Annotated in this window: 18 protein-coding genes; 8 read left to right on the top strand and 10 right to left on the bottom strand. The window is 59.5% G+C overall.

All coding sequences use genetic code 11. The features are described from left to right. Positions 1-5: 5 nt before the first annotated feature. The 5 genes from ADG881_RS01285 to ADG881_RS01265 form a co-directional block, all read right to left on the bottom strand. Positions 6-416, bottom strand: coding sequence for a CBS domain-containing protein (locus ADG881_RS01285; protein WP_039925900.1), 411 nt, complete (start codon positions 414-416; stop codon positions 6-8). Positions 417-516: 100 nt separating this feature from the next. Beyond that, positions 517-999: a ribonuclease E activity regulator RraA gene (gene rraA / locus ADG881_RS01280; protein ID WP_007151266.1), complete on the bottom strand. Its 483-nt coding sequence runs from the start codon at positions 997-999 to the stop codon at positions 517-519. 39 nt (positions 1,000-1,038) lie between these two features. Then, a complete protein-coding gene (locus ADG881_RS01275) occupies positions 1,039-1,731 on the bottom strand; it encodes an NAD(P)H-binding protein (protein WP_007148758.1) in 693 nt (230 codons plus the stop codon). Further along, complete coding sequence (locus ADG881_RS01270) at positions 1,728-3,869, bottom strand: response regulator (RefSeq protein ID WP_007150598.1); 2,142 nt, start codon at positions 3,867-3,869, stop codon at positions 1,728-1,730. Before ADG881_RS01270 ends, ADG881_RS01275 begins: the two co-directional genes overlap by 4 nt. Positions 3,870-4,010: 141 nt before the next feature. After that, entirely contained in the window at positions 4,011-6,314 is a 2,304-nt protein-coding gene (locus ADG881_RS01265) for an RND family transporter (protein WP_007151243.1), read from the bottom strand. Between the two features lie 123 nt (positions 6,315-6,437). On the opposite strand from ADG881_RS01265, the gene ADG881_RS01260 reads away from it, so the two are divergent. From ADG881_RS01260 to ADG881_RS01230, 7 genes are all read left to right on the top strand, one after another. Further along, positions 6,438-6,836: a MerR family DNA-binding transcriptional regulator gene (locus ADG881_RS01260; RefSeq protein WP_007149116.1), complete on the top strand. Its 399-nt coding sequence runs from the start codon at positions 6,438-6,440 to the stop codon at positions 6,834-6,836. Continuing rightward, a complete protein-coding gene (locus ADG881_RS01255; RefSeq protein WP_007149972.1) occupies positions 6,829-7,992 on the top strand; it encodes an isovaleryl-CoA dehydrogenase in 1,164 nt (387 codons plus the stop codon). The genes ADG881_RS01260 and ADG881_RS01255 overlap by 8 nt, the downstream gene beginning before the upstream one ends. Positions 7,993-8,069: 77 nt before the next feature. Further along, on the top strand, positions 8,070-9,677 hold the full coding sequence (locus tag ADG881_RS01250; protein WP_007150306.1) for a carboxyl transferase domain-containing protein: 1,608 nt from the start codon (positions 8,070-8,072) through the stop codon (positions 9,675-9,677). Between the two features lie 56 nt (positions 9,678-9,733). Beyond that, entirely contained in the window at positions 9,734-10,507 is a 774-nt protein-coding gene (locus tag ADG881_RS01245) for an enoyl-CoA hydratase/isomerase family protein (RefSeq protein ID WP_007148950.1), read from the top strand. A 264-nt stretch (positions 10,508-10,771) separates the two neighbouring features. Next, positions 10,772-12,781, top strand: coding sequence for a biotin carboxylase N-terminal domain-containing protein (locus ADG881_RS01240; RefSeq protein ID WP_007148358.1), 2,010 nt, complete (start codon positions 10,772-10,774; stop codon positions 12,779-12,781). Then, on the top strand, positions 12,778-14,718 hold the full coding sequence (locus ADG881_RS01235; RefSeq protein WP_007148637.1) for an acetoacetate--CoA ligase: 1,941 nt from the start codon (positions 12,778-12,780) through the stop codon (positions 14,716-14,718). Before ADG881_RS01240 ends, ADG881_RS01235 begins: the two co-directional genes overlap by 4 nt. Positions 14,719-14,797: 79 nt before the next feature. After that, a complete protein-coding gene (locus ADG881_RS01230; protein WP_007151380.1) occupies positions 14,798-16,063 on the top strand; it encodes a hypothetical protein in 1,266 nt (421 codons plus the stop codon). A 35-nt stretch (positions 16,064-16,098) separates the two neighbouring features. Here ADG881_RS01230 and ADG881_RS01225 read toward each other — a convergent pair whose 3' ends face one another. Beyond that, positions 16,099-16,338, bottom strand: coding sequence for a YdcH family protein (locus ADG881_RS01225; RefSeq protein ID WP_007149535.1), 240 nt, complete (start codon positions 16,336-16,338; stop codon positions 16,099-16,101). Positions 16,339-16,606: 268 nt separating this feature from the next. Between ADG881_RS01225 and ADG881_RS01220 the strand changes: the two genes are divergently transcribed. After that, a complete protein-coding gene (locus ADG881_RS01220) occupies positions 16,607-17,551 on the top strand; it encodes an oxygenase MpaB family protein (RefSeq protein ID WP_155135411.1) in 945 nt (314 codons plus the stop codon). Positions 17,552-17,630: 79 nt separating this feature from the next. Here ADG881_RS01220 and djlA read toward each other — a convergent pair whose 3' ends face one another. The 4 genes from djlA to ADG881_RS01200 all read right to left on the bottom strand — a co-directional run bounded on the left by djlA (position 17,631) and on the right by ADG881_RS01200 (position 22,238). Beyond that, a complete protein-coding gene (gene djlA / locus ADG881_RS01215) occupies positions 17,631-18,473 on the bottom strand; it encodes a co-chaperone DjlA (RefSeq protein WP_007149107.1) in 843 nt (280 codons plus the stop codon). Then, positions 18,473-19,261, bottom strand: a complete 789-nt coding sequence (gene hyi, locus ADG881_RS01210) for a hydroxypyruvate isomerase (protein ID WP_007150558.1) — start codon at positions 19,259-19,261, stop codon at positions 18,473-18,475. The genes djlA and hyi overlap by 1 nt, the downstream gene beginning before the upstream one ends. Continuing rightward, positions 19,261-20,175: an NAD(P)-dependent oxidoreductase gene (locus tag ADG881_RS01205; protein WP_007151057.1), complete on the bottom strand. Its 915-nt coding sequence runs from the start codon at positions 20,173-20,175 to the stop codon at positions 19,261-19,263. Before ADG881_RS01205 ends, hyi begins: the two co-directional genes overlap by 1 nt. Positions 20,176-20,315: 140 nt before the next feature. Beyond that, positions 20,316-22,238, bottom strand: coding sequence for an FTR1 family protein (locus ADG881_RS01200; RefSeq protein WP_232211663.1), 1,923 nt, complete (start codon positions 22,236-22,238; stop codon positions 20,316-20,318). Between the last annotated feature and the right edge of the window lie 41 nt (positions 22,239-22,279).

Here is a 22,279-nt window from a genome sequence, read left to right as displayed (position 1 = left end):
CGCCTCTACGGCGTATGGCGTTGACCAAAGTCATCCATGGCGCGCAGCAAATCCCGGCGACTGATCTGGCCAATCAGTTTTCCGTTGTCCAGCACCGGTAACCGCCGGCGATGATCCGCGAGAAAAATTTCTGCCACATCGAGAATGGAATCCGAGCCTTCCACGGTCTGCAGATCCACACTCATATACTCTTTTACCGAACCGATTTCGGTGCCGTGGTAGCTTGCTTCCAGCGCTCCCTTGAGGCAATCGGATTCGGAAAAGACCCCCACCACACGGCCCGTATCATCCACCACCGGGCCGCCGGAAATTTGATTTTCCAGCAATACACGAATAGCTTCACTCACGGACATATCGGGGGAAAAGGTGACCAGACGGCGGCTCATGTACTCCGCCACGTGCATGGACTTGAGCATAATTCTTCCCTGTGCGGTGGTAGCCGGCATCATGCCGGCCATGGGGTGTTGTGCTGTTCTTTATAGCAGGATTCGTGACAGGAATCGCTAATGGCTGAGGCTACACCAACGCCTTCGGCGCAGTGATAATACCGTTGTTATCGGCATAAACAAATTCACCCGGGCGGAACGTCACGCCACCAAAGGAGATGTCGATATTCAGCTGCCCTTCGTCACGGCGAACGGATTTAATCGGCACACAGCCTTGAGTGATAACGCCGATGTCCAGTGTCGCCAGCGCATCCACGTCGCGGCAGGCACCGTAAATGATGACCCCTTCCCAGCCGTTTTTCACTGCGTTTTCCGCGATCATGTCACCGATCAACGCATTGCGCAGGCTGCCGCCGCCATCAACCACCAGCACCTTGCCTTTGCCATCGGTACCCAGGTGTTCTTTCACCCGGCTGTTGTCTTCGAAGCATTTCACCGTAACGATTTCACCGCCAAAGGCAGAACGGCCACCGTAACTGAGCCAGTTAAGGCCGGTTACTACGGAAACACTGTCCGCATTATCATCACAAAGATCGCAGGTCACAAAGGTCATACTGACTCCTTCGGTTTTCTTTCAGGTTACGACCAGAGCTCAGTCCGCCCGGGTCACTTTCTCGCGGAATTTACCGGCAAAGACCAAAAAGTCCCGGTAACGCAACCGGTACAACCCTGTATCCGGGCCGACCAATGCCATGCCGACCATGGCATCCGCTACCTTGCGGCTATCCACGGGCAACCAGTGGGCATCAGTCCACCGTGTCAGGGGCTCAACAATGCGGTTGACGATGTTGCCCCAGTCTTCAGCCGGGCGCTTGTCTTCACGTGCGCCGCGCAGCAACGATGGCTGCAAAATGGCCAACAAAGGCAATTCGAGCCTAATGAGCGCACGCTCCATCTGCCCTTTTACTCGCGAATAGAAAAACGGCGAGCGGGCTTTGGCATTCACTGCCGATACCACCAGAAATCGTTGCACGCCAGCACGACGGGCCATGTTGCCCGCCAGTACCACCAGGTCGTGATCCACATGACGAAACGCCTGCCGGGAACCGGCCTTCTTCATGGTGCTGCCTAAACAGCAAAATACATCGTCCACCTGAAACTGTGACTGGCAGGCTTCGATATTATCGAAATCCACCTCATGCACATCCAGCTTGGGGTGCTTCACGGATAATGGTCGGCGTGTCAGAACACATACCCGTTCGTAATCATCACTGGCCAACAGGTTTTCCAGGCAATCACGACCGACCAGCCCGGTTGCCCCCAGCAGCAAGGCTTTTCTTGTCATTGTTCTTCCTCGTCTTTAGCCGGCTGCTCTGGCAGCCAGCGTCGTAACACCGTTTCCAGTGCATCCAGATGCACCGGCTTGGCAAGAAAATCATCCATGCCCGCAGCCAGGCAACGGGCCTGAACCCCTTCCGCCGTATTGGCCGTAACCGCCACAACCGGTGTGCGCAGACTCGCCTTGTCCTGCTCGATTTCACGCAAACGCCGGGTCACTTCAAAACCGTCCATTTCCGGCATCATGCAATCCATCAACACCAGGTCGAACGGTTCCTGTTCCAGCAACGCCAGCGCGGTTTCCCCGTTACTGACGGTTTTCACCTGAAAACCCAGTTTGCTTAGCATGCCCCGGGTTACCAACTGGTTCACTTCGTTGTCTTCCACCAGCATCAGCCGGAAACGTTTGCGTCGCTGGCGCTCTTCCGGTGTCTGCAGTGGCGCATCCCCCACCGGCATTTGCCGTTGCAGGCCCACCAGCCGCGCCAGCCCCTGGCGCAATACAGTACGATGAACCGGACGCACCAGCACCACCAGGTCATGCTTATCGATAAGCTGTTGCACCGCCGCATGGCTGCGCTCTTCAATGGTCGCCAGCAACACCAGGCGCACCGGTCGCAGCGAGGGGTCTTCGAGTACATTGCGACACAGATTCAATGCCAGCTCGGGGCGCGACCAGGTATCGACAAACAACACATCGAAATCGCTTTGCTCGCGATGGCCGGCGCGCAGTGCCTGCAAGGCGTGATCGTAGCCCATGGCAGATGATGCCTGGCAATCCAGCGCTTCCAGTTCTTCCTGAATGCTGGCTACGGTACCCGAAGCGGCCCCGACAACCACCGCCTGGGCACCATCCAGTGCCCGTATCAGGCTCTGCGCTTCACGCATGTCTGGCTGCATCTGCACCGGAACCGTGAACCAGAAGGTGGAGCCTTCTCCAGGGACACTCTCCGCCCCCAGGGCGCCGCCCATGGCGTCAATCAGGCCCTTGCAGACCAGCAGGCCGAAGCCGGTGTGGTGGCTGCTGTACACGTCCTGGCCATCTTCAATGAAGCGATCCTGAAACAGATGACGCAGGGTTTCCGGGTCCATACCGGCCCCCTGGTCACTCACCCGCACGCGCAACACGCCGCCACTTTCCCCTTCCACGGTGAAATCCACGTCCAGGCGGATCTCACCCCGCTCACTGAATTTGATGGCGTTGCTGAACAGATTATTGAGCACCTGCATTAGACGTTCGCGATCGCCGCGGATGCGCTTGGGCAGCATGCGGTCAATCACGCAGCTCAGTTCCAGCCCGGATGACTGGGCCATGGGACCAAAGGCTTCCAGCGATTGTTCAATCGCCGCACGGAAATCAAAATAATCCGAATTGAGGGTAATACGTCGGGAAAGGATGCGGGAATAATCCAGCACGTCATCAATCAAGGTGAGCAGCAGCTTGCCGCTCTGCCCTGCCACCTGCAGATAGTCTTTCTGTTCATCGTTAAGGCGGGTGTCTTCCAGCAACGACATCATCCCCATCAGGGAATTCATCGGTGTACGCAGTTCATGGGCCAGACGATACACCAGGCTGAGCTGGACTTCGGTACTGCTGCGCACCGGCTGTTTGCGATCCAGTGGCCCTCGACGCTCCCGCGTCATTGCGTGCCAGAAGGTTTCGTATTGCCCCCGATAAAGCCGGAACAGATAGAACGCGTAGGAACCAATCAGTACCGCCAGCACCCAGTCATGCAAGCTACCGGCAAACAATAAAACCGCCAGCGTCGGCAGGAACATCAACACGATATAAGCTTGCCGAACGCGCAGCCCGGCCATCCAGGAGCTGCCCAGGGCCGTGGTCACGCCCACGTTATAAAGGATGACGACGAAGAAATTGAAGCCGGTGCCCAGCCGCCAGATTAACCAGGCCGGCAGCAGCCCCCATAACAGGGCGTGCAATGCCAGCCCCACCCCGAACAGGCGCCGCCAGCGCGCCGGGCCAGCCCCATAGAGGGCATCGAAACGCGCCACCAGCCACAGCCGATAGGCGGTAACCAACAGGACGGCGCCACCGCCTATCAGCGCTTCCAGCTCGAAGCTCTGGTAGACCTGTCCCCAGGCAAAGACAAGTGCATAAACCAGAAGGGCCGCCAGGACTCCCATCAAGGAGTTCTTGGCGGCCCCGTAATCTACGCGTTTAAGAACCTTTCGATCTTTCTTGTATGGCACTGTGTTTTGTTCCGCAGAAACTGGAAAAACCGGTTTCGCGCTACGTTAACACCGCCTCACCAGACTGGCTAGAGCCTATTGCCCGCTGCCTCCGGTCCGCTTGCGACGGTCCAGCGCGACCAGTAGTGGCACGAAAAAGAAGAAATCCACAATCAGCGCCATGGCGATGGTGATCGCAGACAACTGCCCCATGCTGGAATTGGGGTAAAAATGGCTGGTCCCGATAACAGCAAAGTTCGCCACCAGCACCACCGATGTAGCCACCAGCGCCACACCGACAGTACGGAATGCGTACGCCACTGCCTGCTCGGTTTTGAGCCCCAATTCACGTTTGGCGCGAACGTATTTGCTGAGGAAGTGCACGGTGTCATCCACCACGATCCCCAGCGTCATGCAGGCCACCACCGATACCGCCAGGCCGATCTCCCCGTTCACCAGCCCCCACAGCCCGAAGGCCATGGCCGCCGGCAACAGATTCGGCAACAGGGACAAGATGCCATAGCGCACCGAACGCAGCGCAATTACCAGCAACACCGACACGCTGATCAGCGCAATCAGCGCGCCGCTGAGCATGCTCTGGATATTGCGCATGGTGACGCGCCCAAACAGGATATCCATGCCCGTGCCTTTCGTTTGCATGATTTGCGGCCAGTTGTCCTGCATCCAGGTTTCTACCCGGTCATTGAATTCCAGCACCGGGCGCGAGCCGATATTCTCCAGCATCACAATCACCCTGGCCTGCTCCTTGTCGATATCCAGCTGGTCTTCCAGCCCCAACCCCTGGGGCAGCGACAGCTCATACAGCAAGGTGTACTGGGAAATCAGCTCGCGGGATTCAGGAATGCGGTACCAGGCCGGGTCACCACCATGCATGTCCCGGTTCAGTCGCTTGATCACATCCGTATAGGCAGTCGCGTACACCACCTCATCCTGCTGTTCCAGCCACACGGTCAAATCATCAATGTGCTGCAGATAGGCAGGCTCCATGGCCCCGCCTGACTCACCGGAATGCACCGCGTAATCGATACGGTGCATGCCGGTAAGATTGTTCATGGCGAAATCATTAACCCGCCGCACTTCAAATGTCTCATCGAAGTATTCGTTGAACACATCATTGATGCGGTTAAGCCCGATACAGGCGGTCAGCACCACGACCACCACCGACATTCCCAGCAGCCAGGGTTTGAAGTGGCGGCTCAGGTGCCCGGCCAGCGCGCCCATCAGGGGCGCAAAATCCCGCTGCTTGCCGGGCTCGATACGGTGCGGCAACAACATCACCAGCGCCGGCAACAAAATCACCGAGAACACAAACGCCAGCAGCACCCCGATCAGCACCACATTCCCCAGCGCACGGAACGGTTGGGATTCGGAGAAGTTGAGGATGGCGAAGCCGATGGCCGTGGTAAAACTGGTCAGCCAGACCGGCTGCATGTTGATACGCAAACTTTCCAGCATGGCCGCCGCCCGCGCCTTGCCTTCCAGGCATTCATGGCGATAACTGGCGAGGATGTGCACCGAATCCGCCACGGCCAGTGTCAGAATCATGGCCGGGGCCATGCCCACGATGGGCGAAAACTCGATCCCCAGCCACATGGCCACCCCCATGGCCGAGGCGATGGAAAAACCGATCACCATCACCGTCACCACCACAAACATACCACTGCGCAGAATCAGCCACAGACACAGCAACATCACCACAAAGGCCAGTGGCAAGGTGGTGGCCATGGATTGCTCGGTGGCGTCAGCGGAAGCCTGGGAAAACACCACGGTGCCCGTGACCATAAACTCGATATCCGGGTAGCGCTCCCGGTAGGCCTGGGCCATCTCGCGGGCGGCGGCGGTAATCACCGGGGCTTCGGTATTCCCCTCATCCATGGTCACCGTGGCCACGACACCGGCCACATGCCCCCGGTCAGAAACCAGCCGCCCGACCAGCGCCGGTTCTTTCAAGGCAATAGCGCGGGCGCGGGCAATGGCGTCCGGTGCCATTTGCTCAGCATCTTCCACCAGCGGCGCCACATACAGCTCGTCGCCTTCCACCTCGGTATGCTGAAAGTTGGTCAGGGAATCCACCCGGGTGGAATTAGGCAGCGTCCAGGCGTCGTCGGTGAGAGACTCGATCGCTTCCAGGGTTTGCGTTTCAAACACCTGATCGCTCTTCGGGTGCACCACAAACAGCACCACCTCATTGGCGGTAAAGCTGTCCTCCAGCGCCACGAACCGTTTGAAATCCGGGTTTTCCTGAGTGAAGAAAATACGCGGATCATTATTGTTGCGGAAACTCTGCAGCCCGGCGGCCATGGCCGCACACAGCGCAATACAGATAAGCAGCACCCACACCGGGTGTGCCACCACCCAACGACTCCACGTCTCTTTCATTGTTATTCCCACCGTCCCCTTACATTGAGCCCGGAGTCTAGGCACCGGTAAACATGGTGTCACGCACCAAAAAGGCCAAAACGCATACTTTACGTTAACGTAAACTTCCCCTAGGATTTCGCCATGAGTAAAAAACAGACCTACAGCATCGGCGAGCTGGCCCGGGAATTCGACGTGACCACCCGTACGATTCGCTTTTATGAAGACCAGAATCTGGTCAACCCGGCCCGCCGCGGGCAGACACGGGTCTACTCCCCCGCCGACCGGGTGACCCTGAAGCTGATCCTGCGCGGTAAACGGCTGGGTTTTTCCCTGGCCGAGTCCCGGGAATTGATTCAGATGTATCAACCCAGCGGCGATAACCGCAACCAGCTACTGGCCCTGCAAGACAAGATTCAGCAACGCCGTGACCAACTGAACCAGCAACTCAGAGATATTCAGGCACTACAGCAGGAGCTGGACGACGCCGACCAGCGCTGCGAAGACGCCCTCACCGCTTTGGAGAAACCTGACCATGTTTGACAGCAGCTTTAACTTTGATCTGGATGAAACCCTGGTGGCCCTGCGCGATAGCGTGCGCCACTTCGCCCAGAAGGAAATCGCGCCGATCGCCGCCGAGGTGGACCAGAGCAACCAGTTCCCGCTGGAGATGTGGAAGAAGCTCGGTGATTTGGGGGTTCTCGGGGTTACTGTCAGCGAAGAATACGGCGGCGCCAACATGGGCTACCTGGCCCACACCCTGGTAATGGAAGAGATCTCCCGGGCCTCTGCGTCCATTGGCCTGTCCTACGGCGCCCACTCCAACCTGTGCGTCAACCAGATCTACCTCAATGGTACCGATGCCCAGCGCGAGAAATACCTGCCCAAACTGGTCAGCGGCGACCATATCGGTGCCCTGGCCATGAGCGAGCCCGGTGCCGGTTCCGACGTGGTCAGCATGGGGCTGCGTGCCGATAAGCAAGGCGACCACTACGTGTTGAACGGCAACAAGATGTGGATCACCAATGGCCCCGACGCGCACACCTATGTGATCTACGCCAAAACCGACACCAGCGCCGGCCCGCGAGGTATCACCGCCTTTATCGTGGAGCGGGGTTTTGCCGGTTTTTCCCAGGCCCAGAAACTCGACAAGCTCGGCATGCGCGGGTCGAACACCTGCGAACTGGTATTCGAAGACTGCCACGTGCCGGAAGAAAACGTACTTGGCACCGTGGGCGAAGGCGTCAAGGTGCTGATGAGTGGCCTGGATTATGAGCGCACCGTACTGTCCGGTGGCGCCACCGGCATCATGCAGGCCTGCATGGATGTGGTGGTGCCCTATGTCCACGAGCGTAAGCAGTTCGGCAAGGCCATCGGTGAATTCCAGCTTATGCAAGGCAAGATCGCCGACATGTACGTGATGCTCAACGCCAGCCGCAGCTACCTCTACAACGTGGCCAAGGCTTGTGACCGCGGCGAGACCAACCGCAAGGATGCCGCCGGCGTGATTCTCTACTGCGCCGAGAACGCCACCAAAATGGCACTGGAAGCAATCCAGACCCTGGGCGGCAATGGCTACATCAACGAATACCCCACCGGCCGCCTACTGCGCGACGCCAAGCTCTATGAAATCGGCGCCGGCACCAGCGAAATCCGCCGCATGCTGATTGGCCGCGAGTTGTTTAACGAGACACGCTAACACGGCGCACGCACCACGCCTGCACGCGCCCACCAGCGTGGTCCGTGCAGGCGTGCAGCGTGTAAGCGAGGAATTCTATGCCCAAGATCAATAGCCAGATCAATCCCAACAGCCCGGACTTCCAGGCCAACCGGGAACACAACCTGCAGCTGCGTCAGCAATTGCAGGACAAGCTCGATCACATTGCCCATGGCGGTGGCGAAGCAGCCGAGCAGCGGCTTCGTGAGCGCGGCAAGCTGCCGGTACGCGAGCGCATCAATCTGTTGCTCGACCCGGGGTCCCCGTTTCTGGAAATCTCCGCCCTGGCCGCCGAAGGCGTCTACGGCGAAGACGTGCCCGCCGCCGGTTGTGTCGGCGGTATCGGCCAGGTGCAGGGTGTGGAATGCATGATCGTCGCCAACGACCCCACCGTGAAAGGCGGCAGCTACTACCCGCTCACCGTGAAAAAACACCTGCGCGCCCAGGCCATTGCTGCGGAAAACCGCCTGCCCTGTATTTACCTGGTGGATTCCGGCGGCGCCAACCTGCCCCGCCAGGACGAGGTATTCCCGGACCGCGAACACTTCGGCCGCATCTTTTTCAACATGGCCAACATGTCCGCCCGTGGCATTCCGCAGATCAGTGTCGTGCTCGGTTCCTGCACCGCCGGCGGCGCTTATGTGCCCGCCATGGCCGACGAAGTGATCATGGTGAAAGAACAAGCCACCATCTTCCTGGCCGGCCCGCCACTGGTAAAAGCGGCCACCGGCGAGGTGGTCACTGCCGAAGATCTGGGGGGTGCCAACCTGCACTGCGAACAATCCGGTGTGGCGGATCACCTGGCTGAAGACGAACCCCATGCGTTCGAGTTGGCGCGCCAATGCATCGCCCACCTGAACTGGCACAAACCGGATCAGGTAAAGCGCCTGCCGGTGCAGGCCCCGGCCTACAACCCGCAGGAGCTGTACGGTGTAATCCCCACCACCACCCGCCAGCCCATGCCTGCCCGTGAGTTGATTGCACGCATGGTCGATGGCTCAGAACTGGACGAATTCAAATCCCGTTACGGCACCACCCTGGTGTGCGGCTTTGCCCGCATCCACGGCTACCCGGTGGGCATTCTCGCTAACGACGGAGTGCTGTACTCGGAGTCGGCTCAAAAAGGGGCGCACTTCATCGAGCTGTGCAACCAGCGCAAGATTCCCCTGCTGTTCCTGCAGAACATCACCGGTTTCATGGTCGGCCAGAAATACGAAGCCGAAGGCATCGCCAAACACGGTGCCAAGATGGTCAACGCGGTGGCCTGTGCCACCGTGCCGAAATTCACCGTAATCACCGGCGGCAGTTTCGGCGCCGGTAACTACGGCATGTGTGGCCGCGCCTATGACCCGCGCTTCATGTTCATGTGGCCCAACGCCCGCATCTCGGTAATGGGCGGCGAACAGGCCGCCAGTGTTCTTACCCAGGTGAAACAGGCCTCACTGAAGAAAAAGGGCCAGGCATGGAGCGATGAAGAGGCGGGACAATTCCAGGCCGAGATGACCGAACGCTATGAGGAAATGGCACAGCCCTGGTATGCCAGCGCCCGCCTTTGGGACGACGGCGTCATCGACCCCGCCGATACCCGCGACGTGCTGGGTCTGGCCATTTCCGCCAGCCTTAACGCACCGATTGAAGAAACACGCTACGGCGTGTTCCGGATGTAATTGAGTGACGCTTGCACGCCTCACGCTTCACGCAACACGACCAAAGAGAGCAAGACATGAGTGTTACGACAGACATTCAAGGACACGTTGCCCGGATTACGCTGAATAACCCGGATAAGCGTAACGCCTTCGATGACATCATTATCGCCTCGCTCACCGAGGCGTTTGAAAAAGTCGGCGGCGATGACAGCGTGCGCGTTGTGGTGTTACAGGCTGCCGGCAAGCACTTTTCCGCCGGCGCGGACCTGAACTGGATGCGTGCCATGGGCAAGCTGGATGCGCAACAGAATCAGCAGGACGCCCTGCGCCTGGCCGCGCTGATGCAGGCCATTGATCAATGCGCCAAGCCGGTCATTGCCCGCGTACAAGGGGCCGCTTTTGGTGGAGCCTTGGGCTTGATCTGCGCGGCGGACATGGCCGTGGCAGCAGACAACGCCCGTTTCTGCCTCAGTGAAGTGAAACTGGGCATCGTACCGGCGGTGATCAGCCCCTACGTGGTTCGCGCCATGGGTCCGCGGCAGGCCAACCGCTATTTCATGACCGCAGAAGTGATCCCCGCTGACCGCGCACAACAGATCGGCATCGTCCACGAGGTCGTCAGCGAAGACGCTCTCGACAGCACCGTTGATGCGTTGGTGCAGTCTCTGCTCAGCGGCGGCCCGCTGGCACAGGTGGAAAGCCGTGCCTTGATTGCCTGCGTCAGTGATGGACCCATCGACGACGCCATGCTCAATCACACCGCCGCCCTTATCGCCCGGTTGCGTACCAGCGATGAAGGCCAGGAAGGGCTCAGCGCCTTTCTGGAAAAACGGAAACCGAATTGGATCTGACCCACTATCCGTAGGAGCGTCGCTGGCGGCGCGATGAAAGGCAGTTGCAAGTTTAAAGTTAAAAGTTGAAACGCGAAGCTGATTCTGTGCCCATTCAGGTTTTAGGTGCTCCGCGCTCAAACCATTTACATCGCGGGCACTGCCTGAAAAAACATAACGGTCCATTCCGCGTTTTTTAACTTTAAACTTTGAACTTTTAACTCATCCCGATCGCGACGCAAACGACGCTACTAAAACGACATTGCCACCGATATAGGCATAGCTATGGCAAAGATAAAAAAACTCCTGATCGCCAACCGCGGCGAAATTGCTCGTCGTATCATGCGTACCTGCCGCCAACAAGGCATAGCCACGGTGGCAGTCTATTCCGAACCTGATGCTACCCTGCCCCACGTAATGGAAGCGGACCAGGCCGTTTGCCTGGGGCCTGCTGCTGCCCGCGACAGCTATCTGGTCATCGACAAGGTGATCGCGGCGGCCCAGGCCACCGGTGCCGATGCCATCCACCCCGGCTACGGCTTTCTGTCCGAGAACACGGCCTTTGCCGCCGCCTGTGACCAGGCCGGCATCATCTTTGTGGGCCCCAATGCCCGCGCCATCGAAGTCATGGGCGACAAGGCCGCCGCTCGCCAGTTGATGGCAGAAAGTGGCGTGCCGGTTCTGCCCGGCTTCGATAAAGAAGGCGCCAGCGACAGCGAGCTGACCGCTGCCGCGGCAAAGGTCGGTTTCCCGCTACTGATCAAGGCCGTGGCCGGCGGCGGTGGCAAGGGCATGCGCGTGGTCAATGGTGCCGAGGAATTCGATGAAGCCCTGGCCGCCGCCCGCCGCGAAGCCAGTAACGCCTTTGGTGACGATCGGGTGCTGCTGGAGCGCTATCTGGCCACCGCCCGCCATGTGGAAGTGCAGGTGTTTGCCGATAACCATGGCAACGCTGTTCATCTGTTTGAACGCGATTGTTCGGTACAGCGCCGCCACCAGAAAATCATTGAAGAAGCGCCGGCACCGGGTCTGGACGAGGCCACCCGCGACGCCTTCGGCCATGCTGCAGTACAAGCCGCCAAAGCCATTGATTATCGTGGCGCCGGCACGGTGGAATTCCTTTATGCGCCTCCAGCGGCCGATAGCGACGTTGACGGCGGCCAGTTCTTTTTCATGGAAATGAATACCCGCCTGCAGGTAGAGCACCCGGTCACCGAGATGATCACCGGCGAAGACCTGGTGGCCTGGCAGCTGTCCGTGGCAGCCGGGGAACCACTGCCCAAACAGCAGGACCAGATTCAACGCCACGGCGCCGCCATGGAAGTCCGTCTCTATGCGGAAAACCCGGAACAGGGCTTCCTGCCCTCCTCCGGCCTGCTCCGTCACCTGCGCTGGCCTCATGCCCAGAGCCGAGTCGATGCGGGCTACGAACAGGGCGATCGCGTGGACGAACACTACGACCCCATGATCGCCAAGCTGATCTGTCACGGCACGGACCGCAACGCCGCCCGCCAACAACTGATTCAGGCACTGGACGCCCTGGAGCTGGAGGGCATCCACCATAACGCCGCCTTCCTGCGCCGGGTGCTCAACGATGCCGCCTTCGCCGAGGCCGATCTGGATACCCGTTTGCTGGAACATCGTCCGCATTTGATGGAGGCCACCGCCGTCGACCCCGCCCTGCTGGCCCTGGCTGCGGCGCGCTTGCAGGCGCACAGGGCCACCGGTGACAGCCCCTGGCAATCCCTCAATGGCTGGCGCCCGCTGAATCAGCACCTGCGCCAAACCCGGGTGGAAGCAAACGGGGAACAACTCACTGTACGCGAAGACGGCCAGCAAGCCGCCATCGACGACCGCCGCGCTGCTGTCAGTTTTACCGTGACCCCCGCCGGCCACCGTTTCAGCCTGCATTGGGGAACGGACAGTCTGGCGGCCCGCTTCGCCTGGCAAAATACCCACACCGTTATGCTCTTTGTGGGCGGCCAGGCCTACCCGGTCACCCTGAACCCCAGCCGTGATACCGCCCAGCATGCGGATGCTGGCGGCTTCAGTGCCCCCATGAGCGGCACCATTGTTGCCCTGCATGCTGCCCCCGGCGATAGCGTTGAAGCCGGCGATGCGGTGATTACACTGGAAGCCATGAAAATGGAGCACACCCTGCGCGCCACCGTATCCGGCACGGTGAACGGCTTTGCCGTCGCCGCTGGCGACAGTGTCAGCGAAGGCACGGTGCTGGTGGAATTCAGTGCCCATGAAACCCACGCGAATACCGACAGCAAGGGAGAGACAGCATGAACGCCCCTCTCTGGCAGCCTGATGACAACAGCCAGCACACCCACCTGGCCGCTTTCTGGCAGCAGGCACGTACCAACAGTGGCCTGCCCTTAACGGATTATCAGGCCCTGCATCGCTGGTCTGTGGAGCAACCCGACGCCTTCTGGCAACAGGTCTGGGAGCACTGCGACGTAGTCGGCCACCCCGGCGACACCGTGCTGACGCCCGGCGAACGCTTTCAGGACACCCGCTGGTTTGCCCACGGCGAACTCAATTACGCGGAAAATTTGCTCAAACGCAACGACACCCACCCTGCCGTGGTCAGCGTACTGGAAGATGGCGGCCGCAGTGTCATCAGCTATGCGCAACTGCGGGTGGCCGCCGGCAAAGTGGCCGCTCAACTCCTGGCCGCCGGCATTCAACCCGGAGACCGGGTAGCGGGCTTTATGCCCAACCGCACCGAGACCCTGATCGCTGCCCTGGGCGCCGCCTGGATCGGCGCAGTCTGGTCTTCCTGCTCCCCGGATTTCGGGGTTTCCGGGGTACTGGACCGTTTCGGCCAGATCGAACCCAAGGTGCTGCTGGCCTGTGATGGCTATCACTACAACGGCAAGTGGATCGACCTGGGCGAACGTATAGACGCACTGCATCACGCCCTGAAACCGGAATTACTGATTGTGGTACCCGGCCGTGGCGATAGCAGCAGCGTTCCCCGGGCACTGATCTGGGGCGCCTGGCTGGAGGCCGCCGGCCCTGCGCCTGACTTTATGCGCCTGCCCTTCGACCATCCGCTTTTTATTCTCTATTCCTCCGGCACCACCGGGCAGCCCAAGTGCATCGTCCATGGGGCTGGCGGCACCCTGCTTCAGCAGACCAAAGAGCTGCACCTGCACGGAGATGTGCGCGACACCGACACCCTGTTCTACTTCACCACCTGCGGCTGGATGATGTGGAACTGGCTGATCTGCGGGCTGCACACCGGCGCTACTCTGGTGCTCTACGACGGCAACCCGGCCTACCCGGATACCGGCAGGTTGTTTGACCTGATCGACGCAGAAAAGATTACTCACTTCGGCACCAGCGCCAAGTTTGTTCAGGCGGTGGAAAAATCCGGCTTGCGCCCGAAAGACAGCCACGATCTCGGCACCCTGCGCACCCTGTTCTCCACCGGCTCGCCGCTACTCCACGAAAGCTACGACTACCTTTACCAGCAGGTAAAGCCGTCGTTACTGGTTAGCTCCATTTCCGGTGGTACCGACATTATTTCCTGCTTCGCACTGGGCAACCCGATGCTGCCGGTGTACCGCGGCGAGCTGCAGTGCCTCGGCCTGGGCATGGATGTGGCCGTATTCGATGATGACGGCGAGGCTCTTGCCGACAGTAAGGGCGAGCTGGTGTGCCGCAGTCCCTTTCCATCCTGCCCGGTGAGCTTCTGGAATGACCCGGACGGCCAGCGTTTTCACGCGGCCTATTTTGCCCGCTTTGAGGGCATCTGGGCCCATGGCGATTACGCCCAGCTGGTGCCCCATGACAGCCATCAGGGGCTGATTATCCATGGCCGCTCCGATGCAGTACTCAACCCCGGTGGGGTACGTATCGGCACGGCAGAGATTTATCGCCAGGTGGAGACCCTGGCGGAAATCCGCGAAGCCATTGTGGTCGGGCAGCAATTCGACGGCGATGTGCGCGTGGTGTTGTTTGTGGTTCCGGCAGACAGCGTCGAACTGGATGACGCGCTTCAGGCCCGTATCCGCAAAGCCATTCGCCAGGGCGCCACACCACGCCACGTGCCCGCAGTCATTCTGCCGGTTCCCGAAATCCCCCGTACGGTCAGCGGAAAAATCGTGGAGCTGGCGGTGCGTGAGGTGATCCACGGGCGCCCGGTTACCAACCACAACGCCCTGGCCAATCCGCAGGCCCTGGCCCATTTTGCCCATCGCATTGAGCTAGAAACCTGACCACCCGGTCGCCGGGCCATTGACGGCCCGGCACAAAGGCGCATCATGGGCGCTGTACCGACAGCCATGACAGACCATAATGATAAAAAATACCGTCATACGAGCGCTGGCCACCGTCTTGCTGCTATGCGCTTCCCCCGCCCTCTGGGCCCAGATCATCACGCTCACCGGTGCCGACTTCAAACCGTTACTCGGCAAGCAAACCGGCCTGTATTCCTTCTTTGCCATGCAGGATGGCCGCCTCTCGCCGGTTCCCCATCAGTGGGTGCAATGGTCGAAAGAGGGCTATCCCTACTTCCAGGAAGACGACAGCACCCACCTGCTTGGTGACCCACTGCGAATCGATAGCGAAGACCGTCTGCTGCTGCGTTTTGAAGACGGCGGCCCGGCACTGAGTGGCCAGGTGTCAGAACAGGTTGTTGCCGATCTGGTGGTCACTCACAACGACCAGGAACATCATTTTTATCTGGTCAAAAACGCTTACCTGCAAAGCACCGAACGCTATGTGCAGTTCGATCCCAAAAGCATGACGATCAAAAGCACAGATTTTGCCTTGAGCATGGCGGACCAGAATTTGTTCAAGTGGAACGATTTCTATTTTCGCGGTTTCGAAGGGGAAAACGGCCAGCGCCAGAGTATCCTTGATACGCTCAAGTTACGTCTCAGCGCTGGCGTATTCGGAGAAAACAATCGCGTCACCCTGAACAACAACAACCTGGATCCGAAAGTAAAACAGATCATCAGCGGCCCATTGGCAGCCATGGTCTATGCCACCACTTCCGTCAAGGTGGCGCGGGTACCAGTACTGCGCATTCACAACTATTTCCTGGTGATGCCGCAACAGGTCGATATCCATAGCCGCTTCACCCTGCCCGGTATCGCCGACACCGTGCTGGAGCGCCCTGCGCTGGACATTTCCCTGGACGGCAACGATCTGTACGACAGCAAACTGGTTACCAGCTGGACTGGCAACCACGTTGCCATTACCGATGGCGTGCTATCCGAATCGGAAAAAGCCATGCTCGCCATGCCACTGAAAGGGAATAACTGGATCTGGTTTGGCACCGGCCGGGGCTTCGACATGCTGGCCCAACTGGCGTTCGTGAAGGGTTTCGATACCCCTGCCCGGCTGCTCTATCAGGACGATGCCAGCCAGGTGAATGAACCCGAAAGATTTGCCGGACAATTACCCAATGTGGGCTTTTCGCTGACCGACATTCCGTTTGGTAAGGAATTTTATTTCATCACCCGAATGTACTACAGCCAGGACAGCAATGGCTTGCCGCCAGGCGTCTATGCAAAAAATCTGCTCACTGAACCAAAAGCTAGACTGTTAATGAAGTAAATGAAAAAAGCCTCTGATCCCAGAGGCTTTTTCTTTCAGTGATGGCTTAACCGGTGGTAGACCTCGTCCTTCAGCCGTATGCGGTCCTGCTTTAGCCGTTCCATCTCAGGATCCGAAATCGGGCTCTCGCGCATCTCCAGCCCCCGTATCTGTTTGTCCAGTTTGTCGTGCTCCAGAATCAGTGCCTTGAACGTGGGATCTGCGTTGGCAAGCTCGTCTATCTTCTGGTGAAAATCGGGAAATTCGTGATGAATGCTGTGATTTTCGCCCAACATGAAGGTCGCTCCTTTAATGGAAATGGCAGGCCAATCAATAGGACCGGCCCTGTTTATGCGACAAGCAGAAACGGATCACCGTTCCCCTCAAGACTCCAAATCACCACATTTTCTGATTAGATTCAATCGCCCGTGGCCGTAAGATAAAAGTAAGCATGGCAGCACGGCCATGTTGGAGTCTGCACTACGTTGTCCCCCTGCAGCCTTGTCCTGCAGTGTTTGGTGGTAGTCGGTAAACCGTATCCATTTGCAGAACGGAGGCATGCACATGGCATTACCGAAATTAATCACCCGAGATCATCTGGAACACGGCCTGCTACGCACCAGCGACCGCTGCCACCACCCGGATGCCGGCCTGTTTGGTCCCGGCTCCGTTTGCTGGCAACTGATGCGTGAAAACCTCATGTGCCTGGCACAAGGCCGCGTATTGCTACTGGCGCTGGCAGACAGCCGCACCGCGCAATTGACCTCATCCGGAAACGACATGATCCAGCGCTTGCAACATACGCAGGTGTTCATGTTGAAACTGGTTTTCGGCAATCTGGACCAGGCGTTACTGACCCTGCAAAGCCAGCGTACCCGGCGCAAGACCCTGTTTGATGTGGAAGACAGCGACACCCTGTTATACATGCTTAGTGCGTGGATGGATTCGTGCCTGCGGGTCTACCAAAGCGTGATTGAGCCGCTTTCCACCGCCCACCAGGAACGGCTGTTTGAAGAAACCATGGTGATGGCCGAGGCACTGGGCATACCTCCACAGCGATTGCCCGCACACTGGCATGCCCATCAGCGTTGGTGGAATAAGCGGCTGGCCCGCAATGGCGCCATTCCCCGCCACCGTCGCCAGTTGGGGCATACCCTGATTCGCGAACAGGGCTACCCCGGGCGGCTCCCTTACGGGAGTTATCTTGGCCTGGCGTCTTTCCAGATTCCCGAGCACCTGCGCGAACAGTTTCGGCTGCCACAAACCGGGCTCGATGCCCATCGCAACTACCAGAAACACCTTCACCGGTTGATGGACCTGACCTGTCGGCTACCCGAGCGTCTGCGCTACCAACCGGCCTACCATGAAGCCCAGCAACGGCTCAGTGGTCGCGCCCGCGCCGATCTGCCAACCCGTTTGCTGAATCGTTGGTGGTCCGGGGAATCCGATCTGGTCAGCAGTGGCTGGTCGATTCCGAAAATCGACCGGCTCCCCAGCGCCAGTTATTGAATCGGGAGGCGCAACAGGCTTCACGCTGCACGTAACACCGCCGGCGTGCTGCTTGTTGCGTGAGGCCTGCAGCGTTTGTTTATTTAAAGCCGCGGTGTTCCTTGATCATTTCGTAGGCCTTGCTGATTTCTGCGGTTTTTTCCGTGGCCACGCGGATCATTTCTTCCGGCACGCCTTTGGCGGCCAGCTTGTCCGGGTGATGTTGGCTCATCAGCTTGCGGTAGGTTTTCTTGATCTCCTGGTTACTGGCGCTATCGGTGATACCCAGCACCTGATACGCCTGCGACAGGGACGGACGCGACGGCCCGGCAGCCTGCTGGCCACCCTGATAGGAGTGCCCGCCCCGGGCGCCGGAAAACTGCGCCTGGGCCAGCAGCATATTGAGAATCTGCTGGAACTGGGCACGCGGCACGCCCAGGCCTTCGGCCACCCGCACCAGAATCGCTTCTTCGGCCGGGTCCAGTTCGCCGTCAGCCAATGCGGTTTGCAGCAGAATTTCCAGCAACACCAGAATCAGTTGCTTGCGATGTTTCACCGTTGTCGCAAACGCGGCCACGGTCTGCTCCAGCGGAAAATCATCCTGCTTACCCTGATTGAACAAGGCAATCGCCTGCTTGCGCTGCTCTTCGGACAGCTGCATGCGATCCATCACCGCTCTGGCCTGGGCAATTTCGTCCTCGCTGACGCGGCCATCGGCCTTGGCCAGATGCCCCATGATCGTAAACGCCGTATCGAATAGCGCGGCCTGGACCTGCGACTGCTCACCGGGACCATAGGGCCGAAACGGGTTGAAGGTCTGTACCCGTTCGGCGCCCTTGTCGAGCATATGCCCAATCAGCACGCCGATACCCATGCCAATGGGCCCGCCCGCCAGCATGCCGAGCAGGCCAAGGATGATCTTTCCACCCCAATTGAATTGCATCACGGTTCCTGTTTGGTTGCGTTAAACCAGCCCAGGCTGGTTATTGTGTCGGCCCGGGGCCGGTACTCCGCACTCACCCAGCCCGCATAATCCAGCGAGTCGATGTGAGCAAACACGGTATCAAAATGAATTTCGCCGCTGCCCGGCTCATGGCGCCCGGGATTATCGGCAAACTGAATATGTCCTATATGGGGACAAAGTTGCGAAAGAGAACGGCACAAATCCCCTTCCATGATCTGCATATGATAAAGATCGTATTGCAGGCGGATATTGTCGCGGCCCGCCGCGTCGATCACCGCCATGGCCATGGCGGAGGTATCCACCAGAAAACCGGGCATATCCACCCGGGAGTTGATCGCTTCCAGTGTCAGGGTCAGCCCCTTGGCGGCGAACAGGTCCGCAGCAAAACGCAGGTTCTCCACCAGGGTTTCAAAGGCTACCTCTGCTGGCAGCGTTGCCGGTTTCAGGCCGGCCAGACAGTTTACCTGGCCGCAACCCAGCACCTCGGCATAGTCCATGGCGGTAAACACGCCTTCGCGGAATGCCTCGACCCGATCCGGCAAACACGCGATGCCGCGCTCTCCGGCATCCCAGTCCCCGGCCGGCAGGTTGAACAACACCTGGGTCAGTCCGTTATCCGCCAGCAAGGATGCCAATTGGTCAGCAGGCCAGTCATACGGGAACAGGTATTCCACCCCCTTGAAGCCGGCAACCGCCGCAGCGGCAAAGCGGTCCGGGAACGGTAACTCGGTGAACAACATGGACAGGTTGGCGGCAAAGCGTGGCATTACCCGTTCTCCTCTTTGGGATCTTCCTCCCCCGTGCCAGAGGACAAGCGAACGCCATTGAGCCTTTCCAGCTCCAGCAACAAGCCACTGTGATCCACATCGCCATGACCACTGGCCTGCAAGGCGCGATATTCCTCGAACACCCGCTGGCTAAGGGGCAGAGTCAGCCCTTCGGCACGGGCCTCATCCAGAATCATGCGCAAGTCCTTTAGCTGGATCCGCGCCGGGGCGCCGGGTTCGAAATCCCGGGCCAGCATGCGCTCGCCATGCTGCTCAAGAATCTTGCTGCCCGCAAACCCGCCCAGCAGTGCTTCACGCACTTTGTCCGGGCGTGCGCCTCCCTTGGCGGCCAGCAACAGGGCTTCTGAAACCGCGCCGATGGTAATGCCGACAATCGCCTGGTTAGCCAGCTTGGCCAGTTGACCGCTGCCCACCGGGCCAATATGCGTTGCCTTGCCCAAGGCCTGAAAAATCGGGGCCGCCCGGTGGAAATCCACCTCACTGCCGCCCGCCATGATCGACAGTGCCCCCGCCTCAGCCCCCCGGGTGCCACCGGACACGGGCGCATCCAGATACCCCCCGCCCTGTTGTGTCACCTGCGCCCCATGCCGACGCGCGGTGGCAGGCTCAATAGAGCTCATGTCGATGACCAGCGTGTCCGGGCGCAACCCGGCAATAGCACCACTCTGGTACAGCACCTGATCCACCACCGCGCCGTCTTCCAGCATGGTGATCACCACATCGGCCCCGGCCACCGCTTGCGCCGGACTGGCCGCAATGAGCGCTCGATCGGCAAACCGCTGCGCCTTGTCAGGGGTACGGTTCCATAAGGTAAGGGAAAAACCGGCATCCAGCAGTCGCGCCACCATGGGCGCACCCATCAGGCCGGTGCCAAGAAAGCTGATATGAGGCATGAAATGTCCTGAACTAACGGAACGAAAAGTCTACGCGATTCACAGCAGTGACTGTAGCCACGGGCTGGCCCGTCAATCAAAAAAGCCGCCCGTAGGCGGCTCTTTCAATCCGGGACACGATACCCGGAGCAACTCAGTGCTCAGGCCGACTGGCCGCGACGCCCACGCAGCCAGAAAACCACGGCCAGGATAATCGCCACTGATTGTGCGACCACACCTTGCACGGTCGGGTAGAGACCCAACCATTCGATGGTGGGCACGCCCAGGTAGAACGCACTGATCAGCCCGGCTTCCTGCAGGGCGGCAATGCCGTTGCCAAGCAGAATCACCGACAGGATCAGCAGGACAATGCTGGTCACGCGGAAGAACAGACTCAGGGGCAAGCGCATGCCAATGCGGAAGACCAGGAAACACACCACCGCCAGCGCCAGAATGGCCGCCCCCATACCGTAAAACAGGTAAGGCTGAGTCGCCGCCGTCACCTGGCTCAACAGGGCCTCGTAGAACAGGATGGTCTCGAAAATTTCGCGGTACACGGAAATGAAGGACACGAAGGCCAAGACCCAGATGGTGCCGCCGCCCAGGGCATTGTCCACCTTGCTCTTGATGTACCCCATCCACTTCTGGCTATTGCTGTTGCTGTGCATCCAGAAGCCCACATAAAACAGAATCAGCGCGGCCACGACACCGGCAAAGCCTTCGGTCATTTCCCGCGATGCCCCACTGAAGGTAATCAGCGTGTTGGCCACGTACCAGGTCAGGCCGCCGGCCACTAACGCCGTGATCCAGCCATAGTGAATATGGCGGGTCGCCTTCACCGCGTTGGCCTTGCGGGTAAACGTCAACAGTGCAGCCACCACCAGCAGGGCCTCCAGACCTTCACGGAACAGGATGAAGAAGCTGGCAGACAAGGTTGCCGCCGGGCTCAGGCCGTCACCGGACAAGGCATCACTGGCCCGGGCCAGGCCCTGTTGGGCTGCCGCCACCTTGTCGCTCACCTCACTGGCCTCACGATCCCGGTCGATGGCTTCGCGTACCGCCATAAAGCGGGATTCCGCACTGCGCATCAGCTCGCTGTCCACCGCAGCCAGCTGCTGCTCAATCATTTCAAAACCATCCAGGTAGGCAGACAGCGCCGCCGCCTTAGCAGCTTTCCTATCGCCGGCCTGATACGCCTTGTCGGCATCGGTCAGCTTGTCATGACTCAAGGCGATGAAACGGTTCTTGTTAAACAACGCACCGGGGGTGCGGCGCAGGTACCCCAGGGCCGCATAGGCTTTCGGGCCTTGCTCCTTGAGCACATCTTCCGGAGCCTGAGCCACCAGAGTGTCCAAGGTGAGAGTGCTTTTCATGCCAGGCACGGTACTGAAAACCTGTTCGCCCTCCTCGGCCACCTGATCGGTGACCGCCTTGGCCCCCACATAAAAAGCCAGTGCCCAGCGGTCTTCCTCACTCAAGGTGTCTGCGTAAGCCGCCATGCCAGTGCCGTCGACCCCTTGGGTGATGGTGGTATGCAGCCCCAGCAGTGAACGGCCGTTGTAGCGTTCCACCTCGGTAAAATCGGTGGGCGCCGGCTCCAGCGCCACGCCAGCCGGCCCATCACCCTTGCCCTCGGCCCCGTGGCAGGCCGCGCACTGACTCTGGTACAGCGCGGCCGCGTGTGCTTGGTCCGGCGCTTTTTTCGGGGACACGGGAATGCCGTACACACTCACCAGGGTCGCGCGGATAGACTGCGCCAGCCCCTTGATCTCACTCTCCGCCGCTTTATCGGCCACCGCTTGCTGCAGGTCACTGGCCTGGGTTTGCAGGGTCTGCTTGCCTTCAGCCTCCGGCAGTTCTGCCACCCCTTCGGCCAGCAGCACGGAGAATTCCGCCATTTCGGCATATTCTGCCGGGCTGACAATCTCGCCATCCACCACGGCATTGATATAGTCCGCCCCCACATACTCGACCAGCTGGACAAGGGCAGTCTGGTTGGCGGCATGGGCAGGCAGGGAAAAACAGAAAAACACGAGCAGGACCCCGAAGAAAGGACGGGCCAGGAAGGTGCGCGGCATAGGCATGAACTCGATTCAGTGCATTAAAGGCGAGTCATTATCATTTA

This window comes from Alcanivorax sp. DG881 (assembly GCF_000155615.1).
In the GTDB taxonomy this organism is placed as follows: Bacteria; Pseudomonadota; Gammaproteobacteria; order Pseudomonadales; family Alcanivoracaceae; genus Alcanivorax.
This window is presented reverse-complemented; position numbering and strand designations above follow the sequence as displayed.

Excerpts from the sequence above, each read along its gene's own strand:
- ADG881_RS01230 (WP_007151380.1), top strand. The coding sequence starts at position 14,798 with ATGATAAAAAATACCGTCATACGAGCGCTGGCCACCGTCTTGCTGCTA.
- ADG881_RS01235 (WP_007148637.1), top strand. The coding sequence starts at position 12,778 with ATGAACGCCCCTCTCTGGCAGCCTGATGACAACAGCCAGCACACCCAC.
- ADG881_RS01285 (WP_039925900.1), bottom strand. The coding sequence starts at position 416 with ATGCTCAAGTCCATGCACGTGGCGGAGTACATGAGCCGCCGTCTGGTC.
- ADG881_RS01270 (WP_007150598.1), bottom strand. The coding sequence starts at position 3,869 with ATGGGAGTCCTGGCGGCCCTTCTGGTTTATGCACTTGTCTTTGCCTGG.
- ADG881_RS01245 (WP_007148950.1), top strand. The coding sequence starts at position 9,734 with ATGAGTGTTACGACAGACATTCAAGGACACGTTGCCCGGATTACGCTG.
- djlA (WP_007149107.1), bottom strand. The coding sequence starts at position 18,473 with ATGCAATTCAATTGGGGTGGAAAGATCATCCTTGGCCTGCTCGGCATG.
- rraA (WP_007151266.1), bottom strand. The coding sequence starts at position 999 with ATGACCTTTGTGACCTGCGATCTTTGTGATGATAATGCGGACAGTGTT.
- ADG881_RS01250 (WP_007150306.1), top strand. The coding sequence starts at position 8,070 with ATGCCCAAGATCAATAGCCAGATCAATCCCAACAGCCCGGACTTCCAG.
- ADG881_RS01225 (WP_007149535.1), bottom strand. The coding sequence starts at position 16,338 with ATGTTGGGCGAAAATCACAGCATTCATCACGAATTTCCCGATTTTCAC.
- ADG881_RS01240 (WP_007148358.1), top strand. The coding sequence starts at position 10,772 with ATGGCAAAGATAAAAAAACTCCTGATCGCCAACCGCGGCGAAATTGCT.
- ADG881_RS01255 (WP_007149972.1), top strand. The coding sequence starts at position 6,829 with ATGTTTGACAGCAGCTTTAACTTTGATCTGGATGAAACCCTGGTGGCC.
- ADG881_RS01260 (WP_007149116.1), top strand. The coding sequence starts at position 6,438 with ATGAGTAAAAAACAGACCTACAGCATCGGCGAGCTGGCCCGGGAATTC.
- ADG881_RS01200 (WP_232211663.1), bottom strand. The coding sequence starts at position 22,238 with ATGCCTATGCCGCGCACCTTCCTGGCCCGTCCTTTCTTCGGGGTCCTG.
- ADG881_RS01265 (WP_007151243.1), bottom strand. The coding sequence starts at position 6,314 with ATGAAAGAGACGTGGAGTCGTTGGGTGGTGGCACACCCGGTGTGGGTG.
- ADG881_RS01220 (WP_155135411.1), top strand. The coding sequence starts at position 16,607 with ATGGCATTACCGAAATTAATCACCCGAGATCATCTGGAACACGGCCTG.
- hyi (WP_007150558.1), bottom strand. The coding sequence starts at position 19,261 with ATGCCACGCTTTGCCGCCAACCTGTCCATGTTGTTCACCGAGTTACCG.
- ADG881_RS01205 (WP_007151057.1), bottom strand. The coding sequence starts at position 20,175 with ATGCCTCATATCAGCTTTCTTGGCACCGGCCTGATGGGTGCGCCCATG.
- ADG881_RS01275 (WP_007148758.1), bottom strand. The coding sequence starts at position 1,731 with ATGACAAGAAAAGCCTTGCTGCTGGGGGCAACCGGGCTGGTCGGTCGT.